This is a genomic window from Myroides sp. C4067, assembly GCF_038039665.1.
In the GTDB taxonomy this organism is placed as follows: Bacteria; Bacteroidota; Bacteroidia; order Flavobacteriales; family Flavobacteriaceae; genus Flavobacterium; species Flavobacterium odoratimimum.
On record NZ_JBBPHJ010000016.1, the window covers coordinates 37,734 to 59,794 of the forward strand.

The 22,061-nt window shown below is 33.7% G+C and carries 21 protein-coding genes; 10 read left to right on the forward strand and 11 right to left on the reverse strand.

Annotation, left to right across the window (positions count from 1 at the left end; genetic code table 11):
• The first annotated feature begins 52 nt into the window (after positions 1-52).
• From AABL87_RS12165 to nhaC, 7 genes are all read left to right on the forward strand, one after another.
• On the forward strand, positions 53-1,867 hold the full coding sequence (locus AABL87_RS12165; RefSeq protein ID WP_006258459.1) for a chloride channel protein: 1,815 nt from the start codon (positions 53-55) through the stop codon (positions 1,865-1,867).
• A 478-nt stretch (positions 1,868-2,345) separates the two neighbouring features.
• Positions 2,346-3,173 carry a serine O-acetyltransferase gene (locus AABL87_RS12170; RefSeq protein ID WP_006258460.1) on the forward strand — a complete coding sequence of 276 codons (828 nt, stop codon included), beginning with the start codon at positions 2,346-2,348 and terminating at the stop codon, positions 3,171-3,173.
• Between the two features lie 23 nt (positions 3,174-3,196).
• On the forward strand, positions 3,197-4,132 hold the full coding sequence (gene cysK / locus AABL87_RS12175) for a cysteine synthase A (protein WP_341277417.1): 936 nt from the start codon (positions 3,197-3,199) through the stop codon (positions 4,130-4,132).
• A 176-nt stretch (positions 4,133-4,308) separates the two neighbouring features.
• Complete coding sequence (locus tag AABL87_RS12180; protein ID WP_006258462.1) at positions 4,309-5,130, forward strand: 5'-nucleotidase, lipoprotein e(P4) family; 822 nt, start codon at positions 4,309-4,311, stop codon at positions 5,128-5,130.
• 27 nt (positions 5,131-5,157) lie between these two features.
• Positions 5,158-5,940: a hypothetical protein gene (locus AABL87_RS12185; RefSeq protein ID WP_016361636.1), complete on the forward strand. Its 783-nt coding sequence runs from the start codon at positions 5,158-5,160 to the stop codon at positions 5,938-5,940.
• 120 nt (positions 5,941-6,060) lie between these two features.
• The gene (locus AABL87_RS12190) at positions 6,061-6,504 is read left to right on the forward strand and encodes a hypothetical protein (RefSeq protein WP_006258464.1); all 444 of its coding nucleotides are present in this window, start codon (positions 6,061-6,063) and stop codon (positions 6,502-6,504) included.
• A 178-nt stretch (positions 6,505-6,682) separates the two neighbouring features.
• Positions 6,683-8,182 (forward strand): Na+/H+ antiporter NhaC, encoded by a 1,500-nt coding sequence (nhaC, locus tag AABL87_RS12195; protein ID WP_006261702.1) that lies wholly within the window; start codon positions 6,683-6,685, stop codon positions 8,180-8,182.
• A gap of 114 nt (positions 8,183-8,296) precedes the next feature.
• On the opposite strand, the gene guaB is transcribed toward nhaC, so the two are convergent.
• The 4 genes from guaB to AABL87_RS12215 all read right to left on the reverse strand — a co-directional run bounded on the left by guaB (position 8,297) and on the right by AABL87_RS12215 (position 12,519).
• Positions 8,297-9,769, reverse strand: coding sequence for an IMP dehydrogenase (gene guaB / locus AABL87_RS12200; RefSeq protein ID WP_006258466.1), 1,473 nt, complete (start codon positions 9,767-9,769; stop codon positions 8,297-8,299).
• Positions 9,770-9,825: 56 nt separating this feature from the next.
• Positions 9,826-10,692, reverse strand: coding sequence for a hydroxymethylglutaryl-CoA lyase (locus tag AABL87_RS12205; RefSeq protein WP_036471599.1), 867 nt, complete (start codon positions 10,690-10,692; stop codon positions 9,826-9,828).
• Between the two features lie 172 nt (positions 10,693-10,864).
• The gene (locus tag AABL87_RS12210) at positions 10,865-11,491 is read right to left on the reverse strand and encodes a LysE family translocator (RefSeq protein WP_006258468.1); all 627 of its coding nucleotides are present in this window, start codon (positions 11,489-11,491) and stop codon (positions 10,865-10,867) included.
• Positions 11,492-11,499: 8 nt separating this feature from the next.
• Positions 11,500-12,519 carry a quinone-dependent dihydroorotate dehydrogenase gene (locus tag AABL87_RS12215; protein WP_006258469.1) on the reverse strand — a complete coding sequence of 340 codons (1,020 nt, stop codon included), beginning with the start codon at positions 12,517-12,519 and terminating at the stop codon, positions 11,500-11,502.
• A gap of 455 nt (positions 12,520-12,974) precedes the next feature.
• Here AABL87_RS12215 and AABL87_RS12220 point away from each other — a divergent pair, with 455 nt between their 5' ends.
• Together AABL87_RS12220 and AABL87_RS12225 are read left to right on the forward strand one after the other, a co-directional pair.
• On the forward strand, positions 12,975-15,800 hold the full coding sequence (locus AABL87_RS12220; RefSeq protein WP_341277418.1) for an FAD-binding and (Fe-S)-binding domain-containing protein: 2,826 nt from the start codon (positions 12,975-12,977) through the stop codon (positions 15,798-15,800).
• A 91-nt stretch (positions 15,801-15,891) separates the two neighbouring features.
• Positions 15,892-16,440: a GNAT family N-acetyltransferase gene (locus tag AABL87_RS12225; protein WP_326368058.1), complete on the forward strand. Its 549-nt coding sequence runs from the start codon at positions 15,892-15,894 to the stop codon at positions 16,438-16,440.
• Between the two features lie 48 nt (positions 16,441-16,488).
• Here AABL87_RS12225 and AABL87_RS12230 read toward each other — a convergent pair whose 3' ends face one another.
• The gene (locus AABL87_RS12230; protein WP_006261707.1) at positions 16,489-17,994 is read right to left on the reverse strand and encodes a bifunctional ADP-dependent NAD(P)H-hydrate dehydratase/NAD(P)H-hydrate epimerase; all 1,506 of its coding nucleotides are present in this window, start codon (positions 17,992-17,994) and stop codon (positions 16,489-16,491) included.
• Positions 17,995-18,284: 290 nt separating this feature from the next.
• Between AABL87_RS12230 and AABL87_RS12235 the strand changes: the two genes are divergently transcribed.
• Positions 18,285-18,845, forward strand: coding sequence for a helix-turn-helix domain-containing protein (locus AABL87_RS12235; protein WP_006258473.1), 561 nt, complete (start codon positions 18,285-18,287; stop codon positions 18,843-18,845).
• A gap of 37 nt (positions 18,846-18,882) precedes the next feature.
• Here the strand turns inward: AABL87_RS12235 and AABL87_RS12240 are convergent, their stop codons facing one another.
• The 6 genes from AABL87_RS12240 to AABL87_RS12265 form a co-directional block, all read right to left on the reverse strand.
• A complete protein-coding gene (locus AABL87_RS12240; RefSeq protein ID WP_006261708.1) occupies positions 18,883-19,461 on the reverse strand; it encodes a GNAT family N-acetyltransferase in 579 nt (192 codons plus the stop codon).
• 4 nt (positions 19,462-19,465) lie between these two features.
• The gene (locus AABL87_RS12245; protein WP_341277419.1) at positions 19,466-19,858 is read right to left on the reverse strand and encodes a DUF4377 domain-containing protein; all 393 of its coding nucleotides are present in this window, start codon (positions 19,856-19,858) and stop codon (positions 19,466-19,468) included.
• 95 nt (positions 19,859-19,953) lie between these two features.
• Positions 19,954-20,181: a hypothetical protein gene (locus AABL87_RS12250; protein WP_006261710.1), complete on the reverse strand. Its 228-nt coding sequence runs from the start codon at positions 20,179-20,181 to the stop codon at positions 19,954-19,956.
• 241 nt (positions 20,182-20,422) lie between these two features.
• Positions 20,423-21,088: a tRNA (5-methylaminomethyl-2-thiouridine)(34)-methyltransferase MnmD gene (mnmD, locus tag AABL87_RS12255; RefSeq protein ID WP_006261711.1), complete on the reverse strand. Its 666-nt coding sequence runs from the start codon at positions 21,086-21,088 to the stop codon at positions 20,423-20,425.
• The gene (locus AABL87_RS12260) at positions 21,085-21,546 is read right to left on the reverse strand and encodes a hypothetical protein (protein ID WP_232234312.1); all 462 of its coding nucleotides are present in this window, start codon (positions 21,544-21,546) and stop codon (positions 21,085-21,087) included. The genes mnmD and AABL87_RS12260 overlap by 4 nt, the downstream gene beginning before the upstream one ends.
• Positions 21,547-21,552: 6 nt before the next feature.
• Positions 21,553-22,029, reverse strand: a complete 477-nt coding sequence (locus tag AABL87_RS12265) for a DUF4920 domain-containing protein (protein ID WP_341277422.1) — start codon at positions 22,027-22,029, stop codon at positions 21,553-21,555.
• Positions 22,030-22,061: the final 32 nt, after the last annotated feature.

Consider the following 22,061-nt stretch of genomic DNA (forward strand, 5'->3'; position numbering starts at 1 on the left):
AAAACTAGATAATTATTACCAAAAGGGTTTTCTTTTACATTATTTTTGCAATATGAAAATTATAAATCCCAAGAAAATAAAGTACTACGCTGGTCAAGTGTTTAAGTATGCTGAAGGAATACTATTCTTCCTGAAGTCTATCTTAAGCAATAGGCAGTTTTTATATTTCTCTTGCGTCTTAGTAGGGGCATCATCTGCTATTGCTGTTACAGTTTTGAAGTACTTTGCTCACAATGTATTTAAACTTGCTACCTATATAGACAACATCTCTCATCTACCTTATATGAACAGTATTCTACCTATTATAGGTATTTTACTTACCGTATTCGTTGTTAGAAAATTTCTAAATGGATCTATTGAGAAAGGTACATATCAGATCATGATTGCTGTTGCTAAGAAGTCTGGTATTATGCCACGTAAGCAGATGTACTCACAGATTATCACAAGTTCTTTGACTGTAGGTATGGGAGGTTCGTTAGGTCTTGAATCTCCAATTGCTATTACAGGGGCTGCTTTTGGTTCTAATTATGCTCAGAACTATAAGCTTAATTACAAAGATCGAATACTATTATTAGGTTGTGGTGTAGCTGCTGGAGTATCAGCTGCTTTTAATGCGCCGATAGCTGGTGTTCTTTTTGCTATAGAAATTATCTTAGTTGATGTTTCTGTATCTGCTTTTATACCTATTATGATTTCTGCTGCTACAGGTACTATTGTAACGAACTTAATTATCAAAGAAGACATTTTACTTTCTTTTAAAAATCAGTTGGTATTTGATACAGGTAACACAGCTTACTATATTTTACTAGGTATTTTATCTGGTTTCTTTTGTGTATATCATGCTAGAATGTTCCGAAAGACAGAACACTATATATCAAGTATGAAGTTTGGTGCTTATAAGAAAGCATTAATAGGGGCTTCTATGTTAGCAGTCTTAATTTTTCTCTTTCCTACACTTTTTGGTGAGGGATATGAAAGCATTAAAATACTAACTAGTGATGCACCACAGTCTATTCTAAATAATACTTTGTTAGCTGATTTTTCTAATAAACAATGGGTATTATTACTCTTTGTTGGAGGGGCAGCATTAGTAAAAACTTATGCTGTAGGATTAACAATGGGAAGTGGAGGAAATGGAGGTAACTTCGCTCCTTCTCTATTCGTAGGTTCTTATCTTGGTTTTACTCTAGCTAAACTATTACAGTTATTAGGTATAAAGGAGATTCCTGTTCAAAACTTCACGGTAGTAGGAATGGCAGCTGTAATCAGTGGATTGTTTCATGCTCCTCTGACAGGTATTTTCTTAATTGCAGAAATAACAGGAGGATATGGATTAATGGTTCCTCTATTAATCGTATCATCTATTAGCTTTGCAATCTCTAAGCACATGGAAAAATACTCTATGGATATTAAATCTATAGCTACAACGGGGATGGTCTTCACTTCTGATAAAGATTCTAATATATTATCAACTATAATAGCAAGTGATTATATTAAAAATGATATTAAGACTTTAACACCACAACACACTACCGCAGCTGTTGTAGATATTTTTGCAAATACTAAACAGACCTTTATTCCTATACTAGATAGTGAACAAAAAATCATTGGTATCGTTAACCTTGATAGTGTAAGACCTATTATATTCAGTGAGTTTCAAACCAAATTCACACCTATTAAAGACCTAATAGAAACACCTATAATTGTATCTAAAAACGATTCTTCTAAAATCATTATGCAGACTTTAGAAACTAACAACTTAGAATTTGTACTAGTACAAGAAAACAAAAAATATATAGGATATCTAATTAAAGCAGAATTACTTAAAGCATATCGTATCAACCTAAAGTCACTGTTATTAGAATAAAAAAGGGTTCCTTATTGAAGGAACCCTTTTTATTTTAAGTATGTATTTTTTTTTGTTTCACAAATTTTGAAATAGAACAACAAAACAACAAAACCAAATCCCTTTTTAAGTAGCCAGCTCAAAAGAAATTAAAATAAAAAATCTATTTCAGAAACAAAACACATAACTGATTGAATTACTTCGCCTTTGTAATTCTCTAACAAAGATAAAATAATATTGTATAGTAAAAAGAGAGATCCTTTGTTTTTAACAACTATTATCCCAAATAGATACTTTGCCACTATCCGTCTTCTAAATAAGCCGTTTTAAATACATTTCATAAATAAAATGAAAGTTTTGTTAAACACTCTTCAACCTTCGTTGTACAATTCTTACATTTACATAATAATGTATTTATTATCAAATATTACTATAGTTATGTATATTAAAAGGTATTTCCTTTATTGTATACATACTTTAATTCAAATTACGTTTATTCATGCAAAATGATTTCGTTAGAGAGATACTGACACAAAATGAAAGTTCACAATCATTCTTAGACAAACAAAGAATTGAAAAATTCACTGATACGTTATTTCATTTTCTATTTCAATTAGAAGATAAAAAATACTTATCAGAAGAAGCTATCAATATCCGTTTATCTACACTAAAGTTAGAGTTACTTTCTATTGTATTTAAAATTAATAATGATGTAGATAAGTCTCAAAAAATAGCTAATGACTTTTTCGAAGCTTTACCACATATTTTCTTTACACTTAAAACAGATGCGCAAGCTATTTTAGAAAATGACCCTGCAGCTACTTGTTTACAAGAAGTATACATAGCTTACCCAGGATTTTATGCGATTGCTATTTATCGTTTTGCACATCAACTACACACACAGAAAGTAGTGCTATTACCAAGAATATGGACAGAACATGCACATAGTAAGACAGGTATTGATATTCATCCTGCTGCTATCATTGGATCTCATTTCTGCATAGACCATGGAACGGGTATCGTGATAGGAGAAACTTGTGTTATTGGTCAAAACGTAAAAATATATCAAGGTGTTACTTTAGGAGCTATTTCTGTATCTAAGGACAAAGCAAATACAAGAAGACACCCATATATTGAAGATAATGTTATTATTTATTCTGGTGCAACTATATTAGGAGGTGATACTATTATAGGTCATGATACTGTAATAGGTGGTAATGTATGGTTAACCAAAAGTGTAAAGCCTAACTCTATAATGTATAGTAAAAGTAAAAGCTATTCTAAAGATCAAGAAAATTATCCTGAACCAATTAATTTCATAATTTAATTAATCAAAAAAATCTAAGAATCATGAAAATAAATAGTGTACTTGAGGCAATAGGAAATACCCCTCATATTAAAATAAACAAGTTATTTCCAAATGATATTAATGTTTGGATTAAACTAGAGAAACAAAATCCAGGAGGAAGTTTAAAAGACCGTATTGCCTTAGCTATGATTGAAGATGCTGAAGCAAAAGGGTTAATCAATAAAGACACTACTATTATAGAGCCTACTTCAGGAAACACTGGAGTTGGTCTAGCTATGACATGTGCCGTTAAAGGTTATAAATTAATCCTAGTAATGCCTGAGTCAATGAGTATCGAACGCAGAAAGCTTATGGCTGCTTATGGAGCTAAATTTGTCCTAACGCCAAAAGAATTAGGAACATCTGGTTCTGTATCTAAAGCAACTGAACTAGCAGAAGAAATGGAGAACGCATGGGTACCTCAACAGTTTAACAACTTAGCAAACCCACAAGTACACCGTAAAACAACTGCTCTAGAAATCATCAATGACTTCCCTGAAGGTATTGACTATCTAATCACTGGAGTAGGAACAGGTGGACACATCACTGGAGTAGCAGAAGAGTTAAAAAAAGTTTTTCCTAAATTAAAAGTGTTTGCTGTAGAACCTGAAAACTCTCCTGTCTTAAGTGGAGGAAAACCAGGTCCACACCCATTACAAGGTATTGGTGCAGGATTTATACCTAAAGTAGTGAATACAGATATCTTTGATGGTATTATCACTATAGGTAAAGAAGAAGCGTATGCTTATACTAATAAAATTGCTAGTCAAGAAGGTATTTTGGCTGGTATTTCTACAGGTACATCTTTAGCTGCTATTGCTAAAAAATTACCAGAAATAGAAAAAGGAGCTACTATTTTAACCTTCAACTATGATACAGGAGAAAGATATTGGTCTGTTTCTGAATTATTTGATGAAAAAGCAGCAGAAATAAAGTAATTATTATTCATACGATCTATATCAAGGGAGTTTAATCATAAACTCCCTTTTTGTTTTTCGTCTCTGTTTATTTAACAGTTTTTAAAGAAGGCTAACTAAGCTGTATTCCTCTAACTGTAGCTCTCTTCCAGATTATTATTGTATTTTTGTGCTTGTAACAGAAAATAATAAAACACATGCTTAAAAGATCTTTTCTAATAGCAGCTTTAGCTTTTACAGCTTTAACTGCATGTAAGTCAGTACCACAAGGAACAACTACAACATCAGAAAACGCCTTAAACAACATTGAAGTAAATGGAAAGTTATACTCAGCTGTATTCCAACAAAATGCTGCTGAATATCAAGCATTAGCTGCTCAGGCTTTCAATATTGCTACATTGCAACTAGATCGCATTCTTACAGAACAACACAATAAGCCTCTTGCTATTGTTACTGACATCGATGAGACATTTTTAGACAACTCTCCTTATGCTGTACAAATGGCTAGAGAAGGTAAATCTTATGACCAAGCTACTTGGACAGAATGGACTTCTAAAGGAGAAGCTCTTCCATTATTAGGAAGTTTAGAATTCTTTAACTATGCTAAGTCTAAAGGTGTAGAAGTATTCTATATCACAAATAGAAACCAGAATGACAAACCTGGTACTATGAAAAACTTAGTAAAGTATAACTACCCTTACGCAGATGATACACACGTTATCGTTAGAACTGCTGAGTCTAGTAAAGAGGCAAGACGCCAAAAACTAAGCGAAACTCACGAAATCGTAATGCTTTTAGGAGATAACTTATCTGACTTCTCTACGCTTTGGGATAAAAAGACTCAAGAAGAGAGAATCGAAAATGTAAAAAACAATAGAGAGCAATTTGGTAAGAAATTTATTGTTTTACCAAATACAGGTTATGGAGATTGGGAAGCGGCATTATTCCAATACAGAAAAGACCTTTCTAAAGAGGACAAAGATAAAATCTACGACAAAAGCGTAAAAGGTTTTAAATAATAACAAAAAACTAACAACTTAATATCAATGAAAAAATTAATGGCTTTAGTACTTTTCGTAAGTGCTACTCTATCTTTCACAGCATGTTCTAACGATGACAATGCTCCTATTAGATCTGAGATAAATGCTGAAGGAACATGGTATGCAGATAAATTATCTTATACTTATGGGACAACAGAAATGACTCATAACTATACTGAAATGCCTGGTGAAAATGCCGTATATCAAACAGATAAACTAGTCATTATTAATAATAAAGTTACACTTACAGAATATTTTAAAAATGTTTCTGAACCTGTAGTTACAACAGGTACGGTTAAAAACAATATAATTACTTTTGATAAAGAAGGATATGCTCCTCGTCAAATCAATGGTATTGTTAATGGGCAATTATCACTTACCTATAATTACACAATGAGAGGTGCAACATTACCTGTAACTGTTACTTATGGTAATTCTAACCCTACTCAATACATTGGTACTTGGATTTCTCACGAATTGTCTTATACTTATGGAACAACAGAAATGATTCATAACTATACCGATATGCCTGGTGATAATGCAGTAAATCAACCTGATAATTTAGTATTAACAGAAAATACTGCTGTTCTTACTGAATACTTCAAAAACAAAAAAGAACCTGTTATTACTAAAGGAACAATTAAAGGTAATATCATTACTTTCGAAAAAGAGAATTATACTCCACGTAAGATTAATGGTATTGTTAAAGGTCAATTATCTCTTACTTATGACTATACAATGAGAGGTTCAACATTACCTGTAACTGTCACTTACACTTCAAATAAATAAACTAATATTAGTTAATACACTAAGCCTCATAATTAATTTTATGGGGCTTTATATTTTATTACAACATTCAATTCATTTTTTTTATATATTTCCACACAAATAACAAACCATCATAAACTAATGAAAAAACTATTATCTATCAGTTGTTTCCTTTTAACTACAATTCTATTCACTAGCTGTAGTAATGACAGTGGAATCACAGTAAAAACTTATTTTGGAAAATGGGAATCTAACACTATCAGATTAAAAGATGGTAGTACAGTTAAATACACTGAAATCGGTACATTTAATAAAAATGAAGAACTAGAGGTTTTCACAGATCAACTTGAATCAGTCAAATTAGTTCAATATTATAGTAATGAAATAAAACCTAAAGTTAAGTTAGGTAACGTTTCTGATGATTTTATTGTTTTTGAAAGTGTTAATGACAAAAGACAAATTGTCAAAGTAGAACAAAACGAGCTCTCTTTAGTAACTAGAGTAAGTATAAATGGTCAATTAGAACTTGTTCAAATAAATTATACAAAAATAGGTCCTCCAAGAGATGAAGAACCTATAAAATAAAATTATCAGCCTATAAGACAAAGCCTCATAATTAATTTTATGAGGCTTTTTTATTACAACATATTCATTATAAACACTTCTCACACAAAAGCCGTACTTTAAAGGATTAGCAATAAAACGGCAATATGTAGTTTTATTCTAAATAATATTGTACAGATATTAAATTCTATTGATTTTTATGTATCTTCAAGCTCTTTACAAACAACATAAAACAATCATGAATATTGAAACTAAAGTCAAATCCAAAAAAATAACCTTATTACAATCTCTAATCCCTATGATAGTCCTTATTGCACTATTAGGTACTAATGTATTCGTTTATGGTAGTGCTGCTTTAGCGGGTTCTAACCAATTCGTTCTATTAATAGGTGGGCTTATCGCAATCGGAATAGGTCTATACAATAAAGTCGATTACGAAGATATTATTAAAAAAATCACTAAGAACGTTAGAGAGACCACTAGAGCTATCTATATACTGTTATTAGTAGGAGCCTTATCAGGAACTTGGTTATTGAGTGGTATTATTCCGACAATGATTTACTATGGTTTACAGATTTTAGAACCTCATATATTCTTACCAGCGACAGTAATTATCTGTTCCATTATCGCCTTGGCAACAGGTAGTTCTTGGACCACATCTGCTACAGTAGGTATTGCTCTAGTAGGTATAGGTAATGCGATGGGTATTGATCTAGCGCTTATTGGAGGTGCTGTAATATCAGGAGCATACTTTGGAGATAAGTTATCTCCACTATCAGACACTACTAATCTAGCCTCTGCTATGGCTGGTACAGATTTGTTTACTCATATAAGATATATGATGTTCACTACTATCCCTACCTATGTACTAACCTTAATCATATTTATCATCATCAGTTTTAATCTTGATGTACCTGAGACCATAGATATGTCCGCTTCATTACAGGCAATTGACCAAACATTCAACATTACACCTTGGTTATTCTTAGTTCCTGTCATCGTAATTGGAGCAATATTAAAAAAGATGAAACCAATACTTGCTTTACTTTTAGGAACCTTATTAGGAGCTGTATTCGCTCTATTTTTTCAGCCAGATATAGTAGCCTTTGTAGGAGAAGGAACTTCATTGACACCAGTTACAGCCTATAAAGGAATTATGAATGCCATCACTACAGATATTGCTATCCTATCTCCTATGGAAAGTTTAAATAGCTTATTCGAAGCAGGAGGAATGAAAAGCATGCTAAACACAGTATGGTTAATTATCTGTGCAATGTTCTTCGGTGGAGCAATGGAAGCTATTGGAGCTTTAAAGAAAATAACACAAACCCTATTGAGCATAGCAAAGTCAGTTTTTGGATTATTCGCAAGCACAATGGCAAGTTGCGTTGTTGTAAACTTAACTGCTTCTGAACAATATTTATCATTAGTAATACCTGGTAAAATGTTTTCTAAAGCCTATAAGGATAAAGGACTTGCGCCTGAGAACTTAAGTAGAACACTAGAAGATTCAGGGACTGTGACATCAGTACTAATTCCTTGGAATACTTGTGGGGCTTATCACTCAGGAGTACTAGGAATTGATACAATGACATATGCTCCTTACGCATTCTTTAATATTATTTCACCATTTGTATCTCTTACTTATGTTGTATTAAATATTAAAATAAGACGTTTAGTAGATACTATAAAAGCATAATTACCACTTATCTTATAAAAAATAATAGGGCTATTTCGTACGAAATAGCCCTATTATTTTAATTATATCTCTAAGGTTGTTGCGAATTTGTAATCCGTAACATACCATCTAACACTATCTAGAATAGTTAGGTGCAGATTTAGTAATCGTAATATTGTGAGGGTGACTCTCTCCAATACCAGAAGCAGTTAACTGAACAAATCTAGCCACTTCTTGTAATGTAGGAATATCTTTAGCACCACAGTATCCCATACCTGCTCTAAGACCTCCTATGAACTGTAACATACTCTCGCTAAGTTCTCCTTTATAAGGTACTCTACCTTCGATTCCTTCTGGTACCAATTTTTTCACATCATCTTCCACATCTTGGAAGTAACGATCTTTAGAACCTTGTTTCATAGCAGCTACAGATCCCATTCCGCGGTAAGCTTTGAACTTTCTTCCTTCGAAGATAATAGTTTCACCTGGAGATTCCTTAGTACCTGCTAGCATTGATCCTAGCATTACACAGTCTGCTCCTGCTCCTAACGCTTTAGGGATATCTCCTGTATAACGAAGACCTCCATCACCGATCACTGGTACACCTGTTCCCTTTAGAGCAGCTGCTACTTCCATGATAGCTGAGAACTGTGGGAACCCAACCCCTGCTACTACACGTGTAGTACAGATAGATCCAGGTCCGATACCTACTTTAACAGCGTCAGCACCATTCTCTACTAAGAATAAAGCAGCCTCTGGAGTAGCGATATTACCTACTACTACATCGATTTCAGGGAAAGCAGTTTTTACCGCTTTTAATACCCCTACCACTCCTTGAGAGTGACCATGTGCAGTATCTATAATTAATGCATCTACACCAGCTTGTACTAATAATTTAGCTCTATCTACAGCATCAGCAGTTACTCCTAAAGCAGCTGCAACACGTAGTCTACCGAACTTGTCCTTATTAGCATTTGGTTTTAAAGTAAGTTTAGTGATATCTCTAAAAGTGATTAATCCTACTAATTTATTATCAGCATTAACTACTGGTAATTTTTCGATTTTTTTCTCTTGAAGAATTTCTTCTGCTTGATCTAAAGTAGTACCCTCAGCAGCAGTTACTAGATTATCTTTAGTCATTACCTCTGTGATAGCACGATCGTTTTGTTTTTCGAAGCGCATATCTCTATTCGTAATGATTCCTTTAAGAAGCCCATTGTCATCAACAATTGGAATACCTCCGATTCCGAATTCAGCCATTGCCTTTTTCGCATCACCTACAGTAGCTGTAAGAGGAAGAGTTACTGGGTCTATAATCATACCTGACTCAGCTCTTTTTACCTTTCTTACTTCTTTTGCTTGCTCTTCAGCAGTCATGTTCTTGTGAATCACTCCGATTCCCCCCTCACGAGCCATAGCAATAGCCATTTCACTTTCCGTTACAGTATCCATCGCAGCAGATACTACAGGAACGTTCAAAGTAATGTTTCTAGAAAATTTTGATTTTAAACTAACTTCTCTTGGAAGTATTTCTGAATAGTTTGGAACTAGTAATACATCATCGTAAGTAAGTCCTTGACCGATGATTTTAGTTGTGTGTGCTTTCATGTGCAATGTCGTTGAATTGCACGCAAATTTACTATTTTTCTATGTAATAAAAAACTTTAATGGTAAAAATTAAATATTTTTAAAGCTTCATTATATGAGCTTTCAAATGACATAGCACTCAAGTTCGTATCTACCTTATTTGCTGTAAAGTAGCTCAACATCTTCTCTGTTGGCATATTTCCAGTCAAATCATCTTTTGCCATTGGACATCCCCCATAACCTTTTATTGCACCATCATAACGTAGACATCCTGCCTTATACGCCGCATCAATCTTCTCAAACCAACTGTCAGGAGTAGTGTGTAGATGTGCTCCAAACTCAATATTAGGATAAGCTGGAATCAAATTGCTAAATAAATAATCTATCACTTCTGGTGTAGAACTTCCTACCGTATCCGATAATGAAAGAATCTTCACCCCCATCTTTGACAACTTTTCAGTCCAATCCCCTACGATATCTACATCCCACGGATCTCCATAAGGATTTCCGAAGCCCATAGATAGATAAGCCACAACCTCTTTATCCGCCTTAGTAGCGATATTCAATATCTCATCTAAGGTAACGATAGATTCTGCAATAGTCTTATGTGTATTACGCATCTGGAAGTTCTCTGATATAGAAAAAGGGAATCCTAAGTACTGAATTTCTTTATGCTCAGCAGCTTGTTCTGCACCTCTCGTGTTTGCGATAATAGCTAATAGTTTGCTCTCTGTCTTACTCAAGTCTAACTGAGCTAATAACTCAGCCGTATCCTGCATCTGAGGAATAGCCTTAGGAGAAACAAAACTACCAAAATCTATGGTATCAAACCCCACTCTTAAAAGAGACTGTATATACTGTACCTTTTTTTCTGTTGGGATAAACATCTTAATGCCTTGCATAGCATCACGAGGACATTCTATAATTTTTACTGCTGGTTTCATATAATTCAAATATAAATGAAAAGCCACAATTTTACAATGTGATTTTCTTTATTTTATTTACTTAACATACTCAAACAACATTCTATTGATTATCTGACACATAGAGTTCCTATAAACAAAAAAAGGTTCTAAAGATATTATCCTTAGAACCTTTTTTACTATTATTTTCTTCTTAGCTTACTAGTAGAAAAACTGCTAATCCACTAAAAACGATGATTTGAAGCCACTTTAAAAATATATTGACATATTTATTATCTCTCATATAATCTGTCAGCTTAGCTGCTATAGTACAGATGATAAAGAAAATGACTACTGCCTCTGTAATAAACACGGTACCTAGTACAAAAACCTGTTTCTGTACACTACCTGCACTTTCTGTAATAAACCCTGGGAATAAAGCCAAAAAGAACATCATCACCTTTGGGTTTAATACATTCATCAGCAACCCTTTTCTGACAAATCCCATAAAAGTCTTATCATTCTGTCCTGAAGTAGATTCATCAATGACGATTACATTCTCTTCCTGAAATACTTTATAAGACAACCAGAATAGATATAAGGCTCCGAATAACTTAACACCTTTAAACAGTAATTCAGATTGCGTAATTAAGGCAGAAATCCCAAAAGCAAATAATGATAAATGGAATAATAAACCTCCTACCTGTCCTACCACTACCGCATATCCATACTTACGCCCTCTGGTAATGCTCTGCGAAACCACATATAGAATATCTGGTCCTGGAGTAATAATCAATAAAAAACAAGTTATAAAAAAAGTATATAATACTTCTGTTGACATAATTAATTCTAATATTTAGATAATATGGCTTTATTAATCTTTTTAATCAAGCCTGGTCCTTCATATATAAAGCCAGTATAAAGCTGAATCAAGCTTGCTCCTGCCTCTAGTTTTTCTATCGCATCTTCTGCAGAATGTATACCTCCCACACCGATAATAGGGAATGCTTTATTACTCTTCTCAGATAAGAATCGAATAACCTCTGTACTTCTCTTTGTCAGAGGTTTTCCGCTTAGTCCCCCTGTCTCCTGCTGATGAATAGACTTCAGATTACTGCGATCGATAGTAGTATTCGTAGCGATCACTCCAGCTATCTTTGTTTCTGTAACGATCTCTATAATATCTAATAACTGATCATCTGTTAAATCTGGTGCTATCTTCAGTAAAATAGGCTTAGGAGCCTCTTTCTGATTATTTTTAACTTGTAATCCGTGAAGTAACGCTTTCAGTGGTTCTTTATCCTGTAATGCACGTAAATTAGGTGTATTAGGTGAACTCACATTTACCACGAAATAATCTACATAAGGAAACAACGCTTCAAAACAGATTTCATAATCTTCATTTGCTTGTTCATTAGGAGTCACTTTGTTCTTCCCAATATTCCCTCCTATCAGCGTTCCTTTATTCTTCTTTAGACGCTCAATAGCCTCTTCTATCCCTCCATTGTTAAATCCCATTCTATTGATAAGACCATTGTCTTCTTTTAGACGGAATAATCTCTTTTTAGGATTTCCAGGTTGTCCTTTTGGAGTAAGAGTCCCGATTTCTATAAAACCAAAACCAAAGTTTTCTAATTCACTGTATAACTTAGCATCTTTATCAAGTCCTGCTGCAAGACCTACTGGATTCTTAAACTTTAATCCAAATACTTCTCTCTCTAATCTAGGGTCATTTACTTGACAATTGGCGCGAATAAGTGCGGATACACCAGGAATACTATTCACGAATTTAAGAGCACCGAAGGTAAAATGATGCACTTTCTCTGGGTCAAACCTAAAAAATATAGGCTTAATAATGCTTTTATACATACTAAATGACTTTGTGTTGTTGTGTGTCTAAATTTTGTGCAAAGGTAGTATTTAAACCTTGGATTTCATAGTGGTCTTTTTTTGTTTTTTATGATGGCCTTCCAATAGTTATTTCTAACACTAACCAATTAGGTCAAAACAGTTTACAAAAAAGTCCTTCTAAGTAATCTCTACTAATCTTTCTCTACCAACCAAGCCCTATTTTCCTTGCACTTTCTTGAGGTTTTCTTGGAGATTCCTTGGGATTTTCTAGCTCAGAAGGCATTTTTCTCGAAGAAAGGTGCAAGAATACCTCAAGAAAACCCCTAGCAATCTCGAAACATTATAATTTAAACATTATTCATCACCATACCTCCAACTACCGCATCTTATTTAAATCCAGTATAAACAAAGCGTTCTACTCTTATCTTTTTTATATGTTTTGTAAATTGTAGCATATTAAAAAAGATAGAAATATGTTACCATTACAATACCAAAAGTTCAAAGAAGAACTAGCTAATCACTTAGATTCTGATAGAATTATCACTAATCCGATTCAACTATTAGCGTATGGTACTGATGCTAGTTTTTATAAATTAGTTCCTAAAATAGTTGTTCAAGTACACAATCACCAAGAAGCTGTAGCTACTCTACAGACTGCTACAAGGCATAATGTAGCGGTGACGTACCGAGCGGCAGGAACAAGTCTATCTGGACAGGCAGTAACAGATTCTGTCTTGATGGTGGCTACTCATCAATGGAAAAAATACGAAATCTTAAACAATGGGCTTCAAGCGAAGTTTCAGCCCGGTATTATTGGAGGAAGAGCTAATATTATCCTGGCTCCTTATGGACGTAAAATCGGTCCTGATCCTGGTTCTATCAATGCCGCAATGATAGGCGGTATCGCTGCTAATAACGCTAGTGGAATGTGCTGTGGTACTTCGCAGAACTCTTATAATACAATTGCAGATATTAAGATTGTTCTTTATGACGGAACTGTATTAGATACAGCAAGCGAAGAAAGCAAAAAAGAGTTCGCTGAGAAACACCCTGAAATCATCAAAGAAATAGAGCGTTTAAGGGATGCTATCTACACAGATCGCACATTATACGACCGAATAGAGCGCAAGTTTAAAATCAAAAATACCACAGGATATAGCCTTAACGCGTTTATAGACTATCACGATCCTTATGAAATCATTAAGCATATTATGATAGGGTCTGAGGGTACATTAGCCTTTATCTCTGATATTACGTATAATACAGTCATTAATTACAAACACAAAGCATGTACATTAATGATTTTTGAAACGATAGAAAAAGCCTGTCAAGCAGTGCCTTTTTTAAAGAAAAGCCCTGTAGCGGCAGTAGAGTTACTAGATAGAAATAGTATTAAATCTATCGAAGATGAAGCTCTTGCCCCAGAATATTTCAAGACATTACCAGAAACGGCTTGTATCTTACTTGTCGAAGCACAAGCAGAGAATGAAACTGAAATGTCAACTAAACAACAACAGATTAGAGAAGCTATCGCTTCTACTCCTACTTATAAACCTTTTGAGTTTACTTCAGAACCTCAACAATACGCATTCAATTGGAAGGCTAGAAATGGTCTGTTACCTACGACAGGAGCATTGAGAAAGACAGGTACTACTTGTATCATTGAAGATGTTGCCTTTCCTGTAGAGAAATTAGCCGATGCGTGTATTGCTATGAAAGATTTGTTTGCAGAATTACAATACCATGATGCAGTACTATTCGGGCATGCCTTAGAAGGAAACTTACACCTAGTATTCTCACAAGATTTCTCTACTCAAGAAGAAATAGACAGATATGCTCGATTAATGGATGGGTTGGTAGAAATAGTAGTAGATAGATTTGATGGTTCATTAAAAGCAGAACATGGAACAGGGCGAAATATGGCTCCTTTCGTAGAGAAAGAATGGGGTAAACAAGCGTATGACATTATGCTAAAAGTCAAAACTATCTTCGACCCACATAACTTAGTTAACCCTGGTGTGATTATCAATGCTAATCCTCATGTTCACTTAGAGAACTTCAAGGCTTCTCCTGCTACCAACGAAATAGTAGATAAATGTATCGAATGTGGATTCTGTGAATCACACTGTGTCTCAGAAGGGCTCACACTATCACCAAGACAGCGTATCGTAGTAGGTAGAGAAATAGCAAGACTACAAGCCATAGGAAAAGATACAGAAGAGTTAGAGAACTTAGTTGATAGTGCTCACTACTATGCAGACGAAACGTGTGCAACAGATGGTCTATGCGCCTTAGCATGCCCTGTAAAAATAGATACGGGTAAATACATTAAAAACATTCGTCATAGCGCTATTACTGAGAAAGACAGAAAAAATGCTGAATACTTCGTAGAAAATATGGAGCGCGTAACAGCTATGGGACGCAAAGCATTAAACACCGTCGGGGTATTCCAAAATATCTTAGGGAATAAGATTATGACTAGTGTGTCAAGTGGTATGCGTAAGATGTCTGGTAATAAAATACCGCAATGGAACGTAGCTATGCCTAAAGGCAATAAGCACAAAATAACAGAAGCTATCGTTAATCCTGGACAAGATAGAAAAGTAGTTTACTTCCCTTCATGCATTAATAGAACAATGGGTAAATCTAATGACTATCCTAAATCTGATATGGACTTAACTGCTAAAACCGTAGAACTACTTAAACGTGCTGGATATACCATTATCTATCCAGAAAACGTAAATAATATGTGCTGTGGAATGCCATTTAGCAGTAAAGGAATGAAAGAAGAAGGTCATATTAAATCATCCGAATTAGAACTTGCTTTATTAAAAGCTACTGAGGATGGTAGATATCCTGTATTATTCGACATGAGTCCTTGTTTTTATACCTTCTATGATGCTCATAAAGATGGTAAGCTAAAAATGCACGATCCTATCGAATTTATGTTAGATTATGTGATGCCTATATTACCTGTTAAGAGTCCAAGAAAAGAAATCAGTGTATTCCCTGTATGCTCTGTTAAGAAAGTAGGATTAGAAGGCAAGTTACTTGAATTGACTAAGCTGTGTGCTGAGAAAGTAAACTATATTGATAGCAACTGCTGTGGCTTCGCAGGAGATAGAGGGTTTACGTTCCCTGAATTAAACAAACATGGTAATAGACACTTAAAAGAACAAATACCTACTGATGCGAAGGATGCATTCTCTACTAGTCGTACGTGTGAAATAGGGCTAACAGAATATGGAGGTGTAAACTTTAAGTCAATCTTCTACTTGATAGATGAAGTAACTAAATAGAACCTACTTATTAAAAATGATATAATATGGCATAGACAACAAGTCTATGCCATATTATATTTAGATTTGTTTTTAAACCAATTCAAAAAACATGCTAAATATAGACTTAACCATATTTCCTATACTCGAAACAGATAGACTTATTCTTAGACGTTTAGATATAAATGACTTAAATACGATGTACACCATGCGTACAGACCCAGAAGTGATGAAGTATATCCCTGTACCCGTTACACAGTCAGAAGAAGAAATAAAACAATATATCCATTCTATAGATGAAAGAATGGCAGCTAAAGAATGTGTTAATTGGGCAATCACGCTAAAAGAAGAAGGTACAATGATCGGCACCATCGGGTTTTATCGTATGAAACTAGAGCACTATAGAGCAGAAACAGGATATATGTCTTTGCCCCAGTATAATGGAAAAGGTTATATAACTGAAGCTCTTCAAGCCATCGTACATTATGGCTTCTTTACAATGAAATTACATTCTATAGAAGCGCTCTTAGATCCAGAGAATATTGGTTCTATGAAAGTTCTTGAAAAATGCGGCTTTATCAAAGAAGGTCATTTAAAAGAAAACTGGTTCTTTGATGGTCAATTCTTAGATACGGTGATCTATTCTAAACTAAACAAATAAAGTAAGGCTACCTTCTTAGAGGTAGCCTTACATTTTTATATTCACTATTTATAATGCAATTTGATTATAAGCAGCACTAATATGGTTACTTACATCCGAAGCAACTAGACTATGTGGATGAATATTCTCAATAGCTAAATCACCTGCTAATCCATGTAAATAGACTCCTACTATAGCGGCTTCTTTACTAGTGTAACCCTGCCCAAGTAAAGAGGTAATCATACCTGTCAAGGTATCTCCTACTCCAGCAGTAGCCATTCCCCAGTTACCTGATGAGTTAAAGTAGATCGTTTCGTCTGGTGCTATTGTTATCGTATGTGCTCCTTTTAATACAAAGATGACATTGTGCTTTTTAGCCAACTGTTTTACTTTATCAATCTTATCAAAGTCATTATCCCACTCACCGATAAGTCTTTTCAGTTCTTTTTCGTGTGGGGTTAAGATACTTTCTGCTGGAACTTTATCTAAACACTTCTGTTCACTAATAATATTAAGAGCATCTGCATCTATTACTAATTTCCTATCCTTATTCTCTTTTAAAAAACTGATTAATGCAGTAGCTGTATCTTTATGTAATCCTATACCACACCCTACTCCTACTGCATCATAATGTTCTACAGATGGAAATACTTTTATATAGTCTTCACTAGTACATGTATCACACATGACTTCAGGTATCCCTGTCTGTACGATAGTATATCCGCAACTCGGTACATAGGCCGTCACGATTCCACTTCCTGTATGCATAGCAGCCTTACTTGCTAAAGTCACAGCTCCTATTTTTCCTTTACTCCCACCGATTAATATTACTCTACCAAAGTCATCCTTATTACTAAACTTAGTTCCTGATTTCACTAAGTTTTTCACTTTATCCTGTTCTACAAAATAAGCATCCGACTTAGTACTCTCTATATAGTCTAGATCGAGTCCTATATCTAATATTTCTAGTTCTTTCACATATTCTTTAGCATCAGATAACAGTAATGCTGTTTTTGGTAATTGGAATGTATAAACTACATCAGCCTTAAATACAATAGCTTCTTTTGGTGTTGCCACATCTGCTAATAATCCTGAAGGCATATCTATAGAAACTCTCTCTAGACATGGAGTTTCATTTAAAAAATCAAAGATAGGACGCCACTCTTCATCTAAAGGACTATGTAATCCTATACCAAATAAAGCATCTACGATAACATCATCTTTCTTTACTTTTAATTTACTCTTTGTATTAAACTTCTCTACATTGATATCTCTATCCTCTAATAGATCTTGATTCTGAGCATTATCAGGACTATATTTCTTAGTTTGCACCAAGAATACCTTCACCATAGCTCCTCCTTCTTTTAATAATCTAGCTAAGGTTAATCCATCACCTCCATTATTTCCCGTTCCACAAAAAATAACAAATGATGTTTGATATAATTTATATCTAGTTTGCAACTTCTCAAAGACTTTAGTTGTTGCTCTCTCCATTAACTTAAATGAAGATATATATTGATTGGATACTGTCTCTTTATCCAATGCTTGCATTTGTGCTGTATTAAAAATTTTCATATTGCTACTTATAGTTAATCATCATGAGTAAAGGTAACAAATACAACTATTGAAAACTGAGCTATACACTACTATACCACCGAATTATCTAAGTGTGAAGAAACATATTGATTCTCACTTTGAGTAATACTAATTATATCAAAAAAATAACAAAACAATGATTATTTACTATAAAATCAACTAAATACTAAAAGCATAAAATAACACTTTTACTGTCAAACTATATTGTCTCTGTATATTTATGTTCAAATGTGATTTAGTATCTTTGAGTTTCTAAAAGGATATTTCAGATGAAACTATATATAAAAAACATGGTGTGTGAAAGGTGTAAAATGGCAGTAGATAATCTACTGACAGAAGCAAAATACACCCCTACTAAAATAGAACTAGGAGAAATAGAAATACAAGAAGACTTGAACTCTTCACAGCTAAAAGAGATTGAAGTTAAATTACAAAAGATTGGTTTTGAACTCCTAGACAATCAAAAAAGTAAAACAGTAGACAAAGTCAAAACAGTATTAATAGAATTAGTACAAAAACACAATGCTAATCTACAAATACCACTATCTGCTTATATAGCGGATAAAATGCAAATGGATTACCACGCTCTAAGCCTATTATTTTCGCAATTAGAATCTACTACTATAGAACAATACTTTATTCAATTAAAAATAGAAAAGGTAAAAGAACTGTTAGTATATGATGAATTAAGCCTAAAAGAGATAACCTATCAATTAAATTATAGTAGTGTAGCTCACTTAAGCAAACAGTTTAAAAAAGTAACAGGTCTAACTCCTACTCACTTTAAAACTACTGGGGCAGAACGCCGTAAGGTTATTGATAAAATATAACAAAAAAGACGATTTGGTTAAATCGTCTTTTTTGTTCTTATAATTTTGCTTCTAGAGCCTCTTTAGCATAACTAAACCATTCGTCTTTAAGCATACTAAATATAGCTGTATCTCTACGTCTACCACTGTGGATAATGATTTCGCTTCTCAATACCCCTTCTAGGGTACAACCTACACTCTGAACAGCTACTTTACTCCTCTCGTTGGTATTATCTACTCTAAACTCTACCCTTTCCATTCCCATCACTTCAAAAGCATATTTAAACATCATATACTTACAGTGCTTGTTTACTCCAGTTCCTTGAGTAAGTTTACTATACCAAGTATACCCTATTAATAGCGTCTTGTTCTTTTGATCAATATTATAAAATCGCGTAGAGCCAACATACTCTTCTGTCCTTTTATCAAAAACAATGAAAGGATACGCTTTACCCTTATTCCTTTCTTCTATTGCCTGACTAATATAGTTCTTCATTCCATCAGCTCCTTCAACTCCCACAGTTGCATATTTCCATATTTCAGGTTCTTTAATTGCAAATCCTACTAAATCATTATAATTATATGCTTCTAGTGGTTTAAGAATGACGCGATCATCCATTAACACAATATCCTCCATAATACTATGCTTTTTTTTCTTTTGCAATCTCACTTACTAAAACATATCTAAAAGATGGTGTATCTGCAGGAGGATTAGGTACATCTATTCTTTTCACTTCTATTTTATACTCATATCCTTCTTCATAATTAAACCCCTCTATCTCTTGATACATTAACTCCCAAGGTGCATCTTCTTCCTCCTTGACCATCATACATTTTTTAGGAGAAATCCCAGCACACTCATCCAGCTTAGAAGCTACATATAATACCTTCACCTCTTCAGAAGCATCTATTTCGGTTACTTCAGGCACATCATTATGCTCAACAGTACTATTTTCTCCTTGCTCTATATTTTTATCCTTACAAGAAATTAATACACCTAAAGACATTATGGCTAATAAAACTATTTTTTTCATTCTTTATAATTTTCTAGTTTGGTAAAAATATAAATTTAAAACTCAATGAGTCGTTTTTACGTACTTAATTCTAGTATAAACAAAAAAAGCTTGCCCTATGCATAGGCAAGCTCTTCTATTATTTCACTGTCTAATAAAGCTAATTCAGCTCTAAGATTAGGTTGTTCTTTTAAAAATTCATTAACCCAAATCATTAGCTGTCCTAAGTCATAAGGTAATAATGTCTTTACCGCTTTTTCTAACTCTTTAGAAAATAATACCGAATCAAAACTGACATTCTTAAGTACAAGGGTAGTATACTCTAACATCATTCGTTTGTTCATAACTACTGTTTTTTTCTTTTTCTACAAACAAACTTACACACTTTCTATTAAAATAAAATAAGACTACAGAAAACTTAACTTTAAGACATATTTAATCACACAGTATTAACACTAGAGCAACAAAAAAATAACCACAAAAAACACAATAATATTAGATGAATGCCTCACAAATTATATTTGTGGTCAAATAGAACTCTAATTGATGGCATATTTACCTACATTGTCGTTTTATAGAAGTAGATTAACGTTTATAACCTACTAACATTTCCCTTTTACCTGGAGGTCCAGGAACCTTCTCTATTGTAAATCCTACTTCTTTCATCGCCCTTTTAATAGGCCCCCTACAAGCATACGTGGCTAAAACCCCCGTATCTCCTAGTGCGTCATAAACCTTCTGGAATATCTCTACTGACCATAAATCTGGTTGAAACTGATATCCAAAAACATCAAAATAAATAACATCAAAATAAGACTGATTGACTACTGCTTCTTCAAAGGTACTATGAATCTTGTGCAACGTAAACTCTGCTGTAACCTCATGTGATACATCCCAAGTACACTGATGCATCTGTTTAAACAAGATATCATCTCCATCTCTGTCATATAAAGCACTAAAATCTAATGCTACGCTTTCTTGTTCTGTTACAGGAAAAGCTTCAATACTGTGATACTCTACTATTTTACCCTTTCTTCTAGCCTCTACTAGTGTTAAAAAAGCATTTAGTCCTGTACCAAACCCCATTTCTAATACTTTAACAGTAGTTTTATCTATTTTATCAAAACCTCTTTCTATGTAGACATGTTTTGCCTCCTGAATAGCTCCATGAATAGAATGGTATGTTTCTCCCCATTCTTCAATCTCAATAGAAGTAGATCCATCTGAGGTTGTCACTATTTTTCTTTTCACTGTATCAATAATTTTTTAATTCTTGGAATAGGTCCTCCACATTTCTTTTGATGACATGTTAAACATGAGTTTATCATATCATTAAACTGTTGTACTTTATCACCTTCATTATCTTGATAGAGAATCTGTTCTAGCTTTAAATACTGCTCTGCCTGCTCAGTAAAAAACATATCTCTATCACTAGGATCTGTCATCTTAGCAGTAAGAATATCTCTATGTTTATCAGGTAAAGTTCCCAATTCTTTCTTTTCTTGCTCTATTTCTGCCTTTAAAAATGCTCCTTGAGCATACATCTCTTCCATAAGAGATGCCATCGGAGCCATATTATACATCTTAAATGCAGTTGTATCTTTCACCACAGATTCTTTATTGTCTTCTATTTGTTTAGTTTCTTTTTTACAAGACAACAAAACTGAAAACACTAATAGAACAAGACACAATATTGATTTATTTCTCACCTTCTATTACTTATCTTTATTAATTGCGATACCATCTGCTGTAAAAGCGTAAGTAACCTTAGGTTCTGTAATAGCTGCTATTTCTTCGTCAGACTTACCTGCATCTTTAGCATAGTGTTTTAGTTCATCTACAGATACTACAGATATAAACGCTCTACCATCTACTATAACTTCATGTCCAGCGGCATTCATAGGCGCAAAGAATCTGTAATCTGTAAAACGAACAAATCCTTTTTTCTCACCTGGCAACTCTACATTCATCCAACAACCTTTCTTTTGGCACACATCATTAATAGTTGTTTCAAATTGTACTTTTATAGTATCTCCTTCTTTTAATTCTTGGTATCTCTTAAGCATAGCTTCTTTAGAAAGAACATCTCCCATTACTACACTATCTCCAAAATATTCGTATGTCTTCTGTACATCTACTATAGTAGAATTATCCTTATTTTCATTTTTACAACCTGTCAAAATGAAAGCCATTATGCTTAAAGAAGCAATTATTCTTATCATGA

What these genes read in the sequence shown, in the direction of transcription:
- AABL87_RS12165 (WP_006258459.1), top strand. Translation starts at nt 53, where the DNA reads ATGAAAATTATAAATCCCAAGAAAATAAAGTACTACGCTGGTCAAGTG.
- AABL87_RS12170 (WP_006258460.1), top strand. Translation starts at nt 2,346, where the DNA reads ATGCAAAATGATTTCGTTAGAGAGATACTGACACAAAATGAAAGTTCA.
- cysK (WP_341277417.1), top strand. Translation starts at nt 3,197, where the DNA reads ATGAAAATAAATAGTGTACTTGAGGCAATAGGAAATACCCCTCATATT.
- AABL87_RS12180 (WP_006258462.1), top strand. Translation starts at nt 4,309, where the DNA reads ATGCTTAAAAGATCTTTTCTAATAGCAGCTTTAGCTTTTACAGCTTTA.
- AABL87_RS12185 (WP_016361636.1), top strand. Translation starts at nt 5,158, where the DNA reads ATGAAAAAATTAATGGCTTTAGTACTTTTCGTAAGTGCTACTCTATCT.
- AABL87_RS12190 (WP_006258464.1), top strand. Translation starts at nt 6,061, where the DNA reads ATGAAAAAACTATTATCTATCAGTTGTTTCCTTTTAACTACAATTCTA.
- nhaC (WP_006261702.1), top strand. Translation starts at nt 6,683, where the DNA reads ATGTATCTTCAAGCTCTTTACAAACAACATAAAACAATCATGAATATT.
- guaB (WP_006258466.1), bottom strand. Translation starts at nt 9,769, where the DNA reads ATGAAAGCACACACAACTAAAATCATCGGTCAAGGACTTACTTACGAT.
- AABL87_RS12205 (WP_036471599.1), bottom strand. Translation starts at nt 10,692, where the DNA reads ATGAAACCAGCAGTAAAAATTATAGAATGTCCTCGTGATGCTATGCAA.
- AABL87_RS12210 (WP_006258468.1), bottom strand. Translation starts at nt 11,491, where the DNA reads ATGTCAACAGAAGTATTATATACTTTTTTTATAACTTGTTTTTTATTG.
- AABL87_RS12215 (WP_006258469.1), bottom strand. Translation starts at nt 12,519, where the DNA reads ATGTATAAAAGCATTATTAAGCCTATATTTTTTAGGTTTGACCCAGAG.
- AABL87_RS12220 (WP_341277418.1), top strand. Translation starts at nt 12,975, where the DNA reads ATGTTACCATTACAATACCAAAAGTTCAAAGAAGAACTAGCTAATCAC.
- AABL87_RS12225 (WP_326368058.1), top strand. Translation starts at nt 15,892, where the DNA reads ATGCTAAATATAGACTTAACCATATTTCCTATACTCGAAACAGATAGA.
- AABL87_RS12230 (WP_006261707.1), bottom strand. Translation starts at nt 17,994, where the DNA reads ATGAAAATTTTTAATACAGCACAAATGCAAGCATTGGATAAAGAGACA.
- AABL87_RS12235 (WP_006258473.1), top strand. Translation starts at nt 18,285, where the DNA reads ATGAAACTATATATAAAAAACATGGTGTGTGAAAGGTGTAAAATGGCA.
- AABL87_RS12240 (WP_006261708.1), bottom strand. Translation starts at nt 19,461, where the DNA reads ATGGAGGATATTGTGTTAATGGATGATCGCGTCATTCTTAAACCACTA.
- AABL87_RS12245 (WP_341277419.1), bottom strand. Translation starts at nt 19,858, where the DNA reads ATGAAAAAAATAGTTTTATTAGCCATAATGTCTTTAGGTGTATTAATT.
- AABL87_RS12250 (WP_006261710.1), bottom strand. Translation starts at nt 20,181, where the DNA reads ATGAACAAACGAATGATGTTAGAGTATACTACCCTTGTACTTAAGAAT.
- AABL87_RS12265 (WP_341277422.1), bottom strand. Translation starts at nt 22,029, where the DNA reads ATGGCTTTCATTTTGACAGGTTGTAAAAATGAAAATAAGGATAATTCT.